At 64.2% G+C, this 15,267-nt stretch carries 16 protein-coding genes; 11 read left to right on the forward strand and 5 right to left on the reverse strand.

All coding sequences use genetic code 11. The features are described from left to right. Positions 1 to 88 precede the first annotated feature (88 nt). The 9 genes from MF134_RS06610 (at position 89) to MF134_RS06650 (ending at position 9,596) form a co-directional block, all read left to right on the forward strand. Positions 89 to 1,657, forward strand: a complete 1,569-nt coding sequence (locus tag MF134_RS06610; protein ID WP_255338636.1) for a Do family serine endopeptidase — start codon at positions 89 to 91, stop codon at positions 1,655 to 1,657. Position 1,658: 1 nt separating this feature from the next. Further along, a complete protein-coding gene (locus MF134_RS06615) occupies positions 1,659 to 3,038 on the forward strand; it encodes a replication-associated recombination protein A (RefSeq protein WP_255338637.1) in 1,380 nt (459 codons plus the stop codon). Between the two features lie 131 nt (positions 3,039 to 3,169). Beyond that, positions 3,170 to 4,780 carry a BCCT family transporter gene (locus MF134_RS06620; RefSeq protein WP_255338638.1) on the forward strand — a complete coding sequence of 537 codons (1,611 nt, stop codon included), beginning with the start codon at positions 3,170 to 3,172 and terminating at the stop codon, positions 4,778 to 4,780. A 110-nt stretch (positions 4,781 to 4,890) separates the two neighbouring features. Continuing rightward, positions 4,891 to 5,268 (forward strand): fluoride efflux transporter CrcB, encoded by a 378-nt coding sequence (crcB, locus tag MF134_RS06625; RefSeq protein WP_255338639.1) that lies wholly within the window; start codon positions 4,891 to 4,893, stop codon positions 5,266 to 5,268. A 41-nt stretch (positions 5,269 to 5,309) separates the two neighbouring features. Next, a complete protein-coding gene (locus MF134_RS06630) occupies positions 5,310 to 6,272 on the forward strand; it encodes an NAD-dependent epimerase/dehydratase family protein (protein ID WP_255338640.1) in 963 nt (320 codons plus the stop codon). Between the two features lie 93 nt (positions 6,273 to 6,365). Beyond that, the gene (locus MF134_RS06635; protein ID WP_255338641.1) at positions 6,366 to 7,349 is read left to right on the forward strand and encodes an RluA family pseudouridine synthase; all 984 of its coding nucleotides are present in this window, start codon (positions 6,366 to 6,368) and stop codon (positions 7,347 to 7,349) included. Between the two features lie 9 nt (positions 7,350 to 7,358). Next, positions 7,359 to 8,024: an HAD-IA family hydrolase gene (locus MF134_RS06640; RefSeq protein WP_255338642.1), complete on the forward strand. Its 666-nt coding sequence runs from the start codon at positions 7,359 to 7,361 to the stop codon at positions 8,022 to 8,024. Between the two features lie 53 nt (positions 8,025 to 8,077). Next, on the forward strand, positions 8,078 to 8,809 hold the full coding sequence (locus tag MF134_RS06645) for an ATP12 family chaperone protein (RefSeq protein ID WP_255338643.1): 732 nt from the start codon (positions 8,078 to 8,080) through the stop codon (positions 8,807 to 8,809). A 115-nt stretch (positions 8,810 to 8,924) separates the two neighbouring features. Continuing rightward, positions 8,925 to 9,596 (forward strand): hypothetical protein, encoded by a 672-nt coding sequence (locus MF134_RS06650; RefSeq protein ID WP_255338644.1) that lies wholly within the window; start codon positions 8,925 to 8,927, stop codon positions 9,594 to 9,596. Between the two features lie 175 nt (positions 9,597 to 9,771). Here MF134_RS06650 and MF134_RS06655 read toward each other — a convergent pair whose 3' ends face one another. The 4 genes from MF134_RS06655 to MF134_RS06670 form a co-directional block, all read right to left on the reverse strand. Further along, positions 9,772 to 10,695, reverse strand: coding sequence for a sensor domain-containing diguanylate cyclase (locus MF134_RS06655; RefSeq protein ID WP_255338645.1), 924 nt, complete (start codon positions 10,693 to 10,695; stop codon positions 9,772 to 9,774). Positions 10,696 to 10,983: 288 nt separating this feature from the next. Then, entirely contained in the window at positions 10,984 to 11,766 is a 783-nt protein-coding gene (locus tag MF134_RS06660) for a molybdopterin-dependent oxidoreductase (protein ID WP_255338646.1), read from the reverse strand. After that, complete coding sequence (locus MF134_RS06665; protein ID WP_255338647.1) at positions 11,763 to 12,605, reverse strand: cytochrome b/b6 domain-containing protein; 843 nt, start codon at positions 12,603 to 12,605, stop codon at positions 11,763 to 11,765. The genes MF134_RS06660 and MF134_RS06665 overlap by 4 nt, the downstream gene beginning before the upstream one ends. A gap of 148 nt (positions 12,606 to 12,753) precedes the next feature. Beyond that, positions 12,754 to 13,200, reverse strand: a complete 447-nt coding sequence (locus tag MF134_RS06670) for a YaiI/YqxD family protein (protein ID WP_255338648.1) — start codon at positions 13,198 to 13,200, stop codon at positions 12,754 to 12,756. Positions 13,201 to 13,276: 76 nt separating this feature from the next. On the opposite strand from MF134_RS06670, the gene MF134_RS06675 reads away from it, so the two are divergent. Beyond that, positions 13,277 to 14,236, forward strand: coding sequence for a DMT family transporter (locus MF134_RS06675; RefSeq protein ID WP_255338649.1), 960 nt, complete (start codon positions 13,277 to 13,279; stop codon positions 14,234 to 14,236). A gap of 6 nt (positions 14,237 to 14,242) precedes the next feature. Here MF134_RS06675 and MF134_RS06680 read toward each other — a convergent pair whose 3' ends face one another. Next, positions 14,243 to 14,602 carry a helix-turn-helix domain-containing protein gene (locus MF134_RS06680; RefSeq protein ID WP_255338650.1) on the reverse strand — a complete coding sequence of 120 codons (360 nt, stop codon included), beginning with the start codon at positions 14,600 to 14,602 and terminating at the stop codon, positions 14,243 to 14,245. 295 nt (positions 14,603 to 14,897) lie between these two features. On the opposite strand from MF134_RS06680, the gene MF134_RS06685 reads away from it, so the two are divergent. Next, positions 14,898 to 15,176 carry an acylphosphatase gene (locus tag MF134_RS06685; RefSeq protein WP_255338651.1) on the forward strand — a complete coding sequence of 93 codons (279 nt, stop codon included), beginning with the start codon at positions 14,898 to 14,900 and terminating at the stop codon, positions 15,174 to 15,176. The last annotated feature ends 91 nt before the right edge of the window (positions 15,177 to 15,267 follow it).

A 15,267-nucleotide genomic window follows, 5' to 3' on the forward strand; every position in this document is an offset into this window, starting at 1 on the left:
GGAAAAGCTGTCGAGGGGCCCAAGGGCCCCTTTTTCGTGCCAATCGTCTGGTCTATCCCGTCACGATCGTTTTTCGAGCGGGGGTGACATGAAGCTCAAACTTCTGGTTCTCGCGACAACCTTGCTTCTCGGCACCGTCGTCGCGATTCCGGCGGCACTGTCGGGAAACGCGGCCTTCGATCGCCTGATCACGGTGTTCCTCGATACTGATCATCCGCCAGGCGATACGGGCGGGAAAACCGGCCCCGGTATCGCTGTTCCGCAGCCGGATGCCCCGGACGATGCGGAGGCACGCATCGAGCCGCTGCGTTTTGCGCAAAGCGGGCAATCCGATGCCAAGACTGTTCCCTCGACCCGAGCTGAAATCTCCCTGAGCTTCGCTCCGCTGGTGCGCCAGACGGCACCGGCGGTCGTCAATGTCTATGCGGCCCGGCAGGTCACGGCGCGCCGTTCGCCATTTGCCGACGATCCCTTCTTCGGCCAGTTCTTCGGTCGGCAGTTCGACAATCCGCCGCGCATGGAATCCTCGCTCGGTTCGGGCGTGATCGTCGACTCCTCCGGTCTCGTCGTCACCAACAATCATGTCGTCCAGGATGCGGACGAGGTGAAGATCGCCTTCGCGGACGGGCGCGAATTCGCCACCGAGGTGTTGTCGAAGGACGCGACCGTCGACCTGGCGGTTCTCAAGATCGAGGGGGAGGGGCCGTTTCCGGCCATCGCCATCGGCAATTCCGACGATCTCGAAATCGGCGATCTCGTCCTGGCGATCGGCAACCCGTTCGGCATCGGCCAGACGGTCACCAACGGCATCGTCTCGGCGCTCGCCCGCAACCATATCGGCGTCAATGATTTCGGCTTCTTCATCCAGACCGACGCGGCGATCAATCCAGGCAATTCCGGCGGCGCGCTGATCGACATGAAGGGCCGGCTCGTCGGCGTCAACACGGCCATTTTCTCGCGATCGGGCGGCTCGAACGGCATCGGCTTCGCGATACCCGGCAACATGGTTGCGGCCTTTGTGCGCTCGGCCAAAGAGGGTGGTCGCTTCGAGCGTCCCTTCGTCGGCGCGGACTTTGCCACGGTCACGCCCGACATCGCCGAAGCGCTCGGCCTCGAGCGGCCGACGGGCGCCCTTGTGCGGTCGATTTTTGACGAAGGCCCGGCGGACAGTGCGGGTTTGCAGATTGGCGACGTGATCCTGAAGGCGAATGGCCGCCGCATCGACAATCCGGAGGCACTGACCTATCGCCTGGCCACGCTCGGCATTGGTGAAAGCGTGAAGCTCGACGTCCTGTCCGGGGAAAGCACCGAAGAGCTGACGCTCGCGCTCGAAAGGGCCCCAGAGGTCCCGCCCCGGGACGAGCGCACGATCGCCGGCCGCAATCCCTTCGCCGGGGCCACCGTCTACAATCTCTCGCCGCGTATCGCCGGTGAGTTCGATCTGCCCGCGGATCGCACCGGCGTAGTCGTCGCGGCCATCGCTCCGCGCTCGATCGCCCAGCGCTTCGGTTTGCGGCCCGGGGACATCCTGCTCGACGTCAATGGCGAGGCGGTTGACTCAACCGAGACGCTGGAAACGCTGGCGCAGTCGCGCTTCCGCGCCTGGCAGTTCGACATCGAACGGGATGGTCGCCGCCTGACGCAGGTCGTGCGCTGACATGGCCGATCTTTTCGGCGATCAGCCGCCACCGGAGCCGCCCCGTGGCCGCTCCTCGCGCAACGATCCGCCCGCTCGGAAAGAGGGCGAGCCGAAACGGGCCGAGGCCCCGCGCCCGCTGGCCGACCGGTTGCGTCCGACGCGGATCGCCGACGTCGTCGGTCAGGAGCATCTGACCGAGCCCGGCGGGGCACTCCACCGCATGCTGGCCACAAAGAGCCTCGGCTCGCTGATCTTCTGGGGACCGCCGGGCACCGGCAAGACGACAGTGGCGCGACTGTTGGCCAACGAGGTCGACTATGCCTTCGAGCAGATTTCGGCGATCTTTTCGGGCGTTGCCGACCTGAAAAAGGTCTTCGAGTCGGCCCGGCTCAGACGAACCAATGGCGGCGTCACCCTGCTCTTTGTCGACGAGATTCATCGCTTCAACCGCGCCCAGCAGGATTCCTTCCTGCCCGTCATGGAAGACGGCACCGTGGTGCTGGTGGGGGCGACGACGGAGAACCCCTCCTTCGAACTGAATGCGGCGCTCCTGTCGCGGGCTCGGGTCCTCAGCTTCCGCTCGCTCGGTGCCGAGAGCCTGGAAAAGCTTCTGGTGCGAGCGGAGGCCGAGACGGGGCGAGACCTGCCGGTCGATGCGGCGGCGCGCGATCTTCTGCTGCAACTGGCCGACGGCGACGGCCGAGCCATTCTGACGCTCGCCGAGGAAGTCTGGCGGGCAGCCGGGGAGGGAGAGGTCTTTGATGCCGAGACGCTTCTATCCGTCGTGCAGCGGCGCGCCGCGATCTACGACAAGGGGCAGGACGGCCACTACAATCTGATCTCGGCGCTCCACAAATCGGTGCGCGGGTCCGATGTCGATGCAGCCCTCTACTGGCTCTGCCGGATGCTCGATGCCGGGGAGAACCCGCTCTATCTCGGACGCCGTCTCGTGCGCATGGCGAGCGAGGATATCGGCCTTGCCGATCCCCATGCGCTGACCGTCGCACTCGCGGCAAAGGATGCCTACGACTATCTCGGCTCGCCCGAGGGGGAACTCGCCCTCGCCGAAGCGACCGCTTATCTTGCCGCAGCCCCGAAATCCAACGCTGTCTACACCGCCTACAAGGCCGCCATGCGCGCGGCCAGGGAGCACGGCTCGCTGCTGCCGCCCAAGCACATCCTCAACGCCCCGACCGGGCTGATGCGCGAGGAAGGCTATGGCGCGGGCTATCAATACGACCACGACATGCCGGACGCTTTTTCGGGCCAGAACTATTTTCCCGATGGCATGGACCGCCCCCGATTCTATGAACCGACGGATCGTGGTGCGGAGCAACAGCTCGGGGATCGATTGCGATTTCTGGCAAGATTGCGGCGTGAGCGCGGTCACGGGGGTTGATACGGCGCTCCAAATGCGGTGTCTGATAGGGAATCTGGATTTGTTTAGGGGTCTTCCAGTTTGGTCGAGACCCGATTCCTCCAGTGCAAGCCACTGTCCAATAACGACAATTGTAAAATAACGAGGCCCCCATGGCGACAGAGACGACCGAAATTCCTGACGTCTCCGTGACCAATTACGAGGTCGGTCAGGACAACATTCAGCGGTTCGGGCTCGATATCCACAATCCGGTCTTCCCGATCTCGGCAAGCATCATCATCGTGTTCGTCGGGTTCGCGCTGCTGTTCCCTGGCCTCGCTGACAGCTTCTTCGGCTGGCTGCGCCCCGCGATCACCTCGACCTTCGACTGGCTGTTTCTGATGGCCGGCAACATTTTCGTCCTGTTCTGCCTGTTCCTTGTCGTCTCGCCGCTCGGCAAGATCCGGCTGGGTGGCCAGGATGCCAAGCCGGAATTCGGTTATTTCGGCTGGTTCGCCATGCTGTTCGCCGCCGGCATGGGCATCGGCCTGATGTTCTACGGCGTGTCGGAGCCGATCACGCACTTCTCCACCTCGATGGAAGGGGGCGCCTCCGCGCCGCTGATGGGCGTTGCCGGCGACGAGGACGCAGCACGGCGACTGGGCATGGCCGCGACGATCTATCACTGGGCGCTGCATCCCTGGGCGATATACGCCGTCGTGGCGCTGGCTCTGGCCTTCTTCAGCTACAATTGGGGCCTGCCGCTCACCATGCGTTCGGTGTTCTACCCGATGCTGGGCGACAAGGCCTGGGGTTGGCCCGGCCATTTCATCGACATTCTCGCGGTCTTCGCGACGCTCTTCGGTCTGGCGACCTCGCTCGGCTACGGCGCGGAGCAGGCCGTCGGTGGGTTGAACTATCTCTTCGGCGTTCCCGACACGATGTTCTCGAACATCGTGCTGATCGCCCTGATCACCGGTGCGGCGCTCGTCTCCGTCGTGGCTGGCCTCGATGCCGGCGTGCGGCGCCTGTCGGAAATCAACATGGTGCTGGCGTTCCTGCTCATGGTGTTCATCTTCGCCGTCGGTCCGACGATGGATCTGATCCAGGGCTTCGTCGGCAACACCGTGGCCTATTTCCGTGAACTGATCCCGCTGTCCAATCCGTTTGGTCGCGAGGATGACGGCTATCGCCAGGGATGGACCAGCTTCTACTGGGCCTGGTGGATGAGCTGGTCGCCCTTCGTCGGCATGTTCATCGCCCGCGTCTCGCGTGGCCGCACGGTGCGCGAGTTCATCACCTGCGTCCTGATCATTCCGACGATCGTTTCGATCATCTGGATGACGATCTTTGGTGGGACGGCCCTGACCGAGACGATCGGCGGCTTCGAGGGTATCGTGAACGCCGCGCTGGAGGTGAAGCTCTTCGAGATGCTCGGTCAGCTTCCGCTGGCGCAGATCACCTCCTTCATCGGCATCGTGCTCGTGATCGTGTTCTTTGTGACCTCGTCGGACTCCGGTTCGCTGGTCATCGATACGATCACCGCCGGCGGGAAGATCGACGCCCCGGTTCCGCAGCGCGTGTTCTGGGCGACCTTCGAGGGTCTCGTGGCCCTGACCCTGCTGCTCGGCGGCGGACTGGCCGCACTCCAGGGTGCCGCGATCACGACGGGTTTCCCCTTCGCGATCCTGCTGCTCTTCCTCTGCTGGTCGACCTATCGTGGGCTCGCCGAGGAAAGGAAGGAGCCGTTCCTGCAGAAGATGAAGGCGAAGGGAAAGATCTGACGCCTTCGCTCTCGCGAACTGCCATATCGGACGAACCTTCGAACCGGCCGGCGCCCAGGTGCCGGCCGGTTCTCCGTTGAGACATGCACCGCATCGGCATTGGGGCGCCCATGTACCAAGTCTTGCTGGTCGCCCTGGGGGGCGGCATCGGAGCCGGGTTGAGACACCTGTCGGGTCTCCTTGCGCTGCGATTGCTGGGGCCGGGGTTTCCCTTCGGGACCGCCTTCGTGAACGTCGTCGGTTCCTTCGTCATGGGGGTCTTCGTCGAACTTCTCGCCCGTCGCCTTGGCGCCTCGCCGGAACTGCGGCTGTTCTTTGCCACCGGCGTGCTCGGCGGCTTCACGACCTTCTCGTCCTTTTCCCTCGACGCTGCCGTTCTCTACGAGCGCGGCGACCTGGCCCTGGCGGCGATCTACGTCTTCGGTTCGGTCGCGCTGGGGATCGCAGCCCTGTTTGCCGGTCTTTCCCTGGTGCGGGCGATCGGCTAACCGAAGGGTCAAATCCCTTCCTGATCGTCGGACGCCTCGCCATGCGTATTCTTCTGACGGGTTCCTCGGGCTGGCTCGGCCGGTTTCTCGCACCGCGGCTTTCCGGGCTTGGCCACCAGGTCGTCGGCCTCGACGTCGCCCCCGGTGCCGCCACCCAGGTCCTCGGCACTGTTGCCGACCGGGAACTGATCGACCGTGTCTTCGCCGAATACGGCATCGAGGCCGTCATCCACGCCGGCGCTCTGCACAAGCCGGACATCGCGCGCTATCCGCGTCAGACCTTCGTCGACGTCAACGTCACCGGCACGCTGAACCTCCTGGAGGCGGCCGTCGCCGCCGGCCATGACCGCTTCATCTTCACTTCCACCACCTCGCTGATGATCTCCCAGGCGATTCGAGTGGAGGCCGGGGAGGCGGCCATTTGGCTCGACGAGGACGCCGCTCCGCTGGCGCCGCGCAACATCTACGGCGTCACCAAGCTGGCGGCGGAAGGGCTCTGCCGGCTGTTTCACCTGGACCACGGCCTCAACGCGATCGTCCTGCGCACGGCGCGCTTCTTCCCTGAGGATGACGACACGTTGCGCGGTCTTCCCGGGCCGAATCTCAAGGCCAACGAATTCCTGAACCGGCGTCTGACGGTCGAGGATGCGGCCGAAGCGCATGTGGCGGCGCTGGAAAAGGCACCTGAAGTGGGCTTCGACGTCTTCGTCGTCTCGGCCCCGACGCCTTTCGACCGCGGGGACGTGGCGGAACTGAAGCGGGATGCGCCATCCGTCATCGCTCGGCATTTTCCCGAGGCGCCGGAACTCTACGCCAAGCGCGGCTGGACGCTGCCGCGCTCGATCGGGCGGGTCTATGACGCCTCCCGCATGAGGCGCGTCCTCGACTTTCGGTGCCGCACCGATTTCGCAAGCATCCTCGATGCGCTCCGTTGCGACGATCCGCTGCCCTTCGCCCATGACCCGGCCTATGTCTCGCCGCAGGAACTGGCGCGAGCGCGGTAGAGGCGGGCTGCTTCCTTCGTTGCCGCTCGGCCCTCCTTTCTGTAGGAAAGCCGGAATTCACAGGGTGCGAGATCGAGGAGCAGCGCGAAGCCGATGGCGAGCGTCGAACAAAGGCGGGTCGAGGACGACGAGGCGGGGCTGCGGCTCGACCGCTGGTTCAAGCTCCACTATCCCGGGCTCGGCTTCGGTCAGCTGCAGAAGCTTCTGCGCTCCGGCCAGATCCGCGTGGACGGCGGGCGGGCGAAGTCGGACACCCGAATCCAGCCGGGCCAGATGGTGCGCGTGCCGCCGCTGGCGACCGACGCCAAGGGTGACGCGCGGCCTCTCACCGCCAACACCATGCGCGATCGCCATGATGGTGACGTTCTGGCGAAAATGCTGATCTACGAGGACGACAAGGTCTTCGTGTTCAACAAGCCGGCCGGGCTCGCCGTCCAGGGCGGCTCGGGCGTCTCGCGGCACATGGACAAGATGCTCGAAGCCTGGCGCAACCGGAAGGGCGAGAAACCCCGCTTGGTGCATCGGCTGGACCGCGACACGTCGGGCATCCTCGTCGTCGCCCGCACGCGGGGCGCAGCGACCCATCTGACCAGGGCGTTTCGCGAGCGCGACACCCAGAAGCACTATTGGGCGATCGTGAAGGGCGTGCCGGGGAAGCGGGAAGGGCGAATCTCCACCTATCTGAAGAAAGAGCAGACGCCGGACGGCGACCGCATGCGGGTCGCGAAGCACGGCGAGGAGGGTGCCGACCACGCGGTTTCGCACTACCGGATCATCGATCAGGTGGCCCAGAACTTCGCCTGGTTGGAGATGCAGCCCCATACCGGGCGCACCCACCAGCTTCGCGTCCATGCCGCCCATCTGGGCCATCCGATCCTGGGCGATCCGAAATACTTCGAGCACGACACCAACTGGGAATTTCCCGGCGGCGTCCAGAAGCGGCTGCATCTTCATGCCCGGCGGATCGTCATTCCCCATCCTGCTGGTGGCGTCATCGACCAGGTCGCGCCGCTGTCCGAACACATGGTCCAGACCTTCAATCTCTTCGGCTTCGACGAGGCCGAGCTCGATGACTGAGGTCAGGTCATGAAAGCAATCCTTTTCGATTGCGACGGCACCATCGCCGATTCCGCCGGGCTGATCTCGGCCATCATGGAGCGGACCTTTCGCTGCCATGATCTGGAGCCGCCGCCGCCCGAAGCCACGCGCGCCATTATCGGATTATCGCTCGACAAGGCGATCTCCGCGCTCCGGCCGTCGCTCGACGCCGCGATGGTCGCCCATCTGGTGGAAGGCTACCGGATCGAATACCGCGCCGAGCGCGCCCGGCCGGACTTCGCCGAGCATCTGTTCGCCGGCATGGGCGAGCTGGTCCGCAATCTGGCGGCGCAGCCCGACATCTTCGTCGGCATGGTCACCGGCAAGTCCCGTCGCGGCGTCGCCGCGCTCACGGCGCATCACGGCCTGACCGAGGCCTTTCATGTCGTGCGCACGGCCGACGATTGTCCCTCCAAGCCACATCCGGCCATGGTGCTCGAATGCTGCGACGAATTGGGCCTCGAACCGTCTGCGGCTCTTGTCGTCGGCGACACGACGTTCGACATGGAAATGGCGCGTTCGGCAGGGGCCGGCGCTGTCGGTGTCGCGTGGGGCAGTCATTCCCGCGCGCATCTCTTCAATGCCGGCGCCGCGGTCGTGTCCGGGAGCGTCGAGGAACTGGCCCGCCATCTGCAGCGCTTCGCCGCCGCCTGATCCAGCAGAGTCAATCGCTGTTTCACCCGCGTTCCGCCAAGAGGATTCGATCCATGTCCCAGAACCCGGCTTTCGCCCGGCCCGAACTGCCGAAGCGCTTCTACAAGAGCGTGGCCATCGTCGAGATCGCGGGCGGATCGACGGTCGAACTCGACGGCCGTCCGATCAAGACGCCCGCCCGCAAGCCCGTGCGGGCCCCCTCGCGTGCCGTCGCCGAGGCGATCGCCGCCGAATGGGAGGCTCAGGGCGAGCGAATCGATCCGGGCACCATGCCGATGACCCGTCTGATCAACACGATCATCGACGGCGTCCTCGACGATCCGGAGCCGGTGCGCGCGGAGATCGCGCGGTTCGCCGAGACCGACATGCTGTTTTATCGCGCCGGCGACCCGGAGCGCCTCGTCGCGCGCCAGCGCGAGCGCTGGGACCCGATTCTCGACTGGGCGCATGACCGGCTCGCCGCCCGTTTCGTGCTGGTTGAAGGGGTGATGCACGTCGCCCAGCCGGAAGCTTCGCTCGCGGCCGTGCGGCAGCATCTTGCCGGTTTTTCCTCGGGATTCGAGGTGGCCGCACTGCATCAGGCGACGACGCTGACCGGATCGGCGTTGATTGCGCTTGCGCTCGCCGATGGACGCCTGTCGGCCGAAAAGGCCTGGTCGCTGGCTCATCTCGACGAGGACTGGAACATCGAACAGTGGGGCGCCGACGAAGAGGCGATGGCGTTGCGCGAAAAGCGCTGGCAGGAGATGCGCGCCGCCGCGATCCTCCTCGGTCGACGACCCTGAGTTCCGTATGCAGAAGTTGTGGCCTGGTCGCCACAGTGGATCTTCCGAGTGCGACATGGATGAATTAAGTCTTTGATTTGATGGAGGTTCGAATTCTGGCAAATTGCAACTGCGAATGTTCTCGGTCTATCCAGCCGGCTCAGATGATCTGCGTCGCACCGAAGGAAAGAAAGAGATGCGCCTCCTCCTGCAATGTTGTTTTCTGCTAGGGCTTGTTGGGCTGACGGGGTGCCTGCCCGCCGTCGTCGACGAAACAGGGCCGTTGAATGTCACGAGTGTAACGGTCACGACCGCGCCGGATATTGGATCGGTGACAGATATCGGCCCGGCCATGCAGGCTGCCGCATCCGGCGCCGTCGTCGGTGTCGATCCGAGGGGCACGCCGTCGACGGTCCATATCGACGTTGAAGCGGTACTCTACAAGAATGCTGTGTTGTCAGCCTTGGTCGGAAGCGGGAGCGCCATTGAGAGTCAGGTCACGGTTGCCGATGCCTCGGGGCAGGTCTTGGAATCGCGTCCGGTAGTCGTGGTCCATCGCGATGCCGCGATCAACGGTGTTTTGGGGGCAGCGGTCGCTCTCCTTCAGGATCGCGAACTGGTCGACCAGCAACTCGTTGACGCCTATGCGAAGGAATTGCGCAAGCAGATTTACGGTCCGGAGGGACATGTTCCTGCCGTCAAGACCAGGCCGGCCAAGCAGAAACGGCCCTCGGAGACGCTTGTTCGCGGATCGCAGGGAGATACGACAGACGGCGGTTCGAGCACAGGGGCCGTACCCGTATCCTGATCCGACCTGTTCGGGGGAATTTCTCGAAGACCACCAATATCGGGGCGCGGACTGCCCTGTGCCTGCACGTGGTGGCGTCTCAAATGATCGCGTAGTTCTCGGGGAATACGAAGAGTATTCCGTCAAGCGCGGGAACGCCGCGCTGCGCCCTTCGCGCTGCCGGCATCACCTGCCGTCAGGCGGCGATCTGAGGTGCCGCGGCGCGCACGCATGAGCGGCCGGCCTGTTTGGCCGCATAGAGGGCCGTGTCGGCATCGGCGAGAAGGTCGGCGCAGGACTCCTGATCCTCTTGCCAGGACGCAACGCCGACGCTCAATGTGATGCGACCTGCTTTCCCGATGCCGGGGTTGGGGATACGGGCCGCGCGGATGGCTGCGATGATCCGTTCCGAGACCTTCACTGCGCCTTCCCTGTTGGTGCGAGGCAGGATCACGGCGAACTCCTCGCCGCCATAGCGGGCACACAGGTCGCCCTCGCGTCGGATCTCGGCAGAAATGATGCCGGCGATCCGTTTCAGGCAGACGTCGCCGGCCAGATGGCCGAGAGTGTCATTGTACGGCTTGAAGTGGTCGATATCGATCATCAGTAGCGACAGGGCTTGCTCTGTGCCGGCTGCGAGTTGCCATTCTGCGACCAGATGCTCGTCGAAGAGCCGGCGGTTCGCCAGACCTGTCAAACTGTCCTGGCGCGCGAGGATCTCGAGCTTCTCCTGAGCTTCCTTCTGCTCGGTGATATCACGCAGGGTTTCGACCACGGCGATGAGCTGTCCGTTGTCGTCGAATATGGGACCGGCATCGATCGCGAGATAACGCTCGGCGTCCGTCTTCGGAAAGCGGCACCAGTTCTCCGCGGAAACGATTCCATTATTGGCAGCGGTGCTGAGATTGACGGCGTAGAATTCGTCGATGCTGGAGAGGTCGCTGTGCAATACGAGGTCCGCAAGACACACGCGTTCTTCCTTGTAGAACCCCATCCAGTGGAGGCTTGTGCCGATGACCGTATCGGCCGGCACACCCGTCAGCCGCTCGCAGGCCTTGTTCCAGATGATCACTTTGCCGGTGTGGTCGAGAACGAAAGTCGGAACGACGAGGTGCTCCATCAACCTCACCGCAAATCCTCGATTTTGCCCTTTGAGTTTCATCTCACGGTCCGCTACGGCCCCTATCATGCCGATAGCAAAGCGGAGAGACTATAAGATTCAATTAATACTGGGCGGCATATTGGCTGATTCGTCTTCAGGTGGGGATTTTCTCGCTTTCAGATGGGGGAGTCTCATGCATTGCCGGCAATTCATCTGGGTCACGAATAAAGTAGAAATTTAAGTATTCGCCGATTCTTGGCGGCGCTGTCGATAGCCTTGGCACGTTTGATTGCTGCGGCGAGAGGCTCAGATTCCCGCAAACCACTCATAGCCCCGGTCTTCCCAATATCCGCCACCGCCCTGACCGAAGCCCTCGAGAGTCTCGGTGACGGTGATCGCCCGGATGTATTTCGCCATCTTGTAGCCGAGTTGACGCTCGACACGCACCCGCAACGGCGCGCCGTTCGAGATGGGAAGCGACTGGTCGTTCAGGCCGTAGGCCAGGATCGTCTGGGGATGGCGAGCGTCCGCCATGTCGATCGATTCGTAGTATTTGATCGCGCCGAGCGCGTTCCTCTGCATGGTGTCGAAGCAGTCGAACACCACGAAGCGCGCCGCCGGTTTGGGCGACACGTGATCGAGCACGGTGGAGAGCGGCACGCCCGTCCATTTGGCGATACAGCTCCAGCCCTCCACACAGTCGTGGCGGGTGATCTGCGTGCGGGACGGCATGGCCTGCAATTCGCCGAGGGAGAGTTCGGTGGGCTTGTCCACGAGCCCGCCCACTTTCAACCGGTAGTCCGAAAAACCACCGCGAGCGAGCGCCACATAAGCGCGATCGGAAGGATTGGTGGAGCCGTTCGGGCGTTGTGGCTGGCGGATTTCGCTTTCCGAATACTCGCGTGCGAGATCGTCGCTGCCGAGCAGCAGGCGTTGGGCGTGGTAGGTCAGCGAGTTCGCCGTTTCGAGCGCGCCGCGCACCTCGCCAGAGCGGTCGCCGAGAAAGTCGAAACAGCCTGCGAGAGGGGCCGTCGAGGCGATGGTCGCGCCGGTGAGAAAGCGGCGGCGGGAGAGGAAGATCGGGCTCATGTCCGAGACTCCGTGTCGGTGCGGTACCAGCCGGTGATGATCGAACGCAGTTCGTTCAGCGGTCCGGCCAGGAGAACCATGGCGAGATGGACGATGAAGAACAGAACGAGCGCGAGCATCACGACGAAGTGGATCGTGCGCGCCGTCTGGCGACCGCCGAACAGGTCCAGAAGGAAGGGCGCCTCGGCCACGACACCGGGCGACATGGTGAGGCCGGTGAGGATCATGACAGGTAGGGCCACGAACAGAACGCCCGCATAGGAGAGCTTCTGCAGAACGTTATATCGCCCGTGATGGGGAAAGCGCAGTCGCAGATGGTCGGCGACATCGCCCGGAAGCCGCTTCAGATCGCTCAAGGTTGGAATCAGGTCCCGCAAATGCCGGTTGGCGAGACTGGCGACCAGCCAGACCAGAAGCGTCGCGACGAGAACCCAGGCGAAGAAGAAATGCACCACCCGACCCGTTGCGAGGTCGCGGTTTCCCGGAACCGTCATCCAGCCAGGAAAGGCCTTGCGCGCCATCTGGTCGCCCTGCGGGACCAGTCCGAGCCAGCCGGTGGTGTCGAAGCTCTCGCCGAACAGCGTGGTGCGACCTTGCCATTCCCCCTCGATACGCACCGAACCGATGGACAGCACCGTGTTGTCGAAGCCGAAACCCGACTGCTGGCCGATGTAGAGATCCGGCCGCGCCATGAAGATCTGCAGACCCGACAGGAGCATGAAGAACAGGCTGATCACCCAGAGCCAGTGGGTGAGGCGGGTCGTGAGCTTCTGCCGGTAGATCAGGGACCCGGCCTTTCTCCCTGCCTCTGCTTCGACGTGCTCGGTCTCGGTCGTCATGGCCTCTCCGTTTCGCTGATGGCTTGATGACGTCCCTGTAGCCCGCTTGGACGCGGATCACGGCGCTCGGTCGCCTCCTACTTCATTCGTAGAAGGGCAGGGGAGAGTTTCGCCCACCTCTCCCGATCGTGAACGGCCGCGAGGCCCGTCACGCGGAGCGCGCAAGAATGCGGTCGAGCGCCTGCAGAAAGCGCGAGCGGTCCGCAGCGGAAAAGGCGGCATTGTAGCCCTTCGATTCCCCGGTCTCCCGCAGATGCTGATTGAAGGCGCGCATGGAGAGAGCCGCACCGATGGTTTCCGCGGTGAACTCCCGGCCCGTCGGTCCCAGCGCCGCCGCGCCCTTTTCCAAAGCCCGCGATGCAAGCGGAATGTCCGCTGTCACTACGACATCGCCCACGCGGCATTGATCGGCGATCCAGTCGTCGGCGACGTCCGGGCCATCCGGCACGACGACGATCCGCGCCTCCGGAAAGCGCGAGGGGCGCATGCCGCCATTCGAGACGAGCACGACGGCCGCCCCCTTCCGGGTCGCGACGTCGATCGCCTCGTCCTTCACCGGGCAGGCGTCGGCGTCGACATAGACGGTTCGTTCCATGGACATCTCCGGCATCGCCTATCGTTTGCTTCGTCTGCCTTATGGCGCAGCGTCACCATCCGTGCCATGAAGCGCCATGGCCAGGATCGTCGAGAGTTTCGAGAACACCCCCAGCGAGATGCTGCGTGGCATTGCGATCATGGTCCTGGCGGCCGGTGTCATCCCGCTTCTCGACGTCTGCGGCAAGATGCTGGTGACGGACCACGACATATCCCCGGGTGAAGTCGCCTTGTCGCGGCAATTCCTCCAGACAGTGATGATCCTGCCGGTCATCCTGGCGACGGAGGGCGTTGTCGGGCTGCGCACGACCCGGCCGGGTCTCAACATGCTTCGCGGCCTCCTGCTTTCGGTCGCGGCGGTGGCCTTCTTCGGCGCCCTGCGGTTCATGCCGCTTGCGGATGCGGTCGCCGTGTTCATGGTCGAGCCGCTGATCGTCACCGTGCTTTCGGCCGTGTTTCTCAAGGAGACGATCGGCTTTCGCCGGATCGCGGCGGTCTGCGTCGGATTTGTCGGGGCCATCATCATCATCCGGCCGAGCTATGCGGTTTTCGGTGCGGCGTCCTTGCTCCCCCTGTTCACCGCTCTCCTCGTGGCGGCCTATTTCATCCTCAGCCGCAAGGTCTCGCGAGGCACGAGTCCCTCGGCGATGATGGTGCATGCGGGAGCGGCGGGAACCGTGGCGCTGGTCATCGCGATGGCGATCGGCCATCCGCTCGGCATGGAGGAACTGCGCTTCACCTGGCCGGACAGCGGCGCCACCTGGGTGCTGATCCTTCTCGCGGGCGGTATCGGCACCCTTGGTCATCTGTTCTTCGTGATGGCCTACCGGCTGGCGCCCGCTTCGGTGCTTGCGCCCTTCGGCTATCTGGAAATCGTCTCGGCGATCGGTTTCGGTTATCTGTTCTTCGGCGACCTGCCGGACATGCTGAAATTCGTCGGCATCGCGATCATCGTCGGCTCCGGCCTATTCGTCTATCTGCGCGAGCGCCGCGCCCGGCTGAGCTTGGACCGCGCGACCGTCGCACCGCCGAACTGAGGCGTGTCATTCGCTGCTCGATGCCTTGAGCACCTCCAGTTTCTGGATCTCGTCGTCGATGGCCGCCCGGCGTTCGCGCAGGAGGGCGATCTTCGCTTCGATGGCGGCCGGTTCGACCAGTTCGGCGTCCCGCGTCTCGCCGACACCACCCATCAGCCAGGCCGGGCTGACGCCGAGAACGCCCGCGAGTTCGACCAGTTTCGCGCTTTTCGGCTCGGCCCGGTCACGCTCCCAGCCCCGCATGGTTTCCGGCCGCACGCCGATGCGGCGGGCCAGCGCTCCGGTGGACAGGCCGAGCGCGTCCCGGGTCTTCTGGATTCGCCCGCCCAGCGTGTCGGTGTCCTGCGGACCTGGCATCATGCCCATGGATGATTCCTCTCCTCCCGTCTCTTCTCGTTGCGCCCGGAGGCGGCCTTCGGCAGGCCCGTCGCGGGAAATCCCGCAAGGGCCGGCCTCGGCAATGTCGCGTCAAAGCCCGGAACCTCAAGCCGCGGCGGCGATCCGTGTTCGACTTCACGCTCGATACCGCGCCAGCGCGGAAGGCCAAACCCCATTGCCCGCACGATTTTTCCGAAAGAACGCGGGATCGGATTCGAATCGTCAGCCGGCCACACTACTCTGATGGCTGGGAGGCGTTTTTCTCTCGAAGACGGAGTGTCAGATGACCAAGAGCGTCCATGTCGAAATTTCCGGGCGGGTGCAGGGCGTCGGCTACCGCGCCTGGTGCGAGGGTGAGGCGAAACGTCTCAACCTGTCCGGCTGGGTGCGTAATCGCCGCTCCGGCGCCGTCGAGGCCGTGTTCAGCGGGGAAGAGGACGCAGTCGACGAAATGCTGAAGCTCGCCGGCGAGGGCCCGCCCTGCGGCCTGGTGCAGAAGGTCGAGGTGATCGGCGAGGTGGAATCCTATGACGGAGAATTCGAGGTCCATCCGACGGAATGAGCGGGGTGCCACTCGCTGTTTCAACACGCATACGGCACCTCCAACGCCATCCCGGCCTTGCGCGGGGATTCATGCCAAACCATTGGGACGA

This window comes from Jiella marina (assembly GCF_024359545.1).
GTDB lineage: Bacteria > Pseudomonadota > Alphaproteobacteria > Rhizobiales > Rhizobiaceae > Jiella.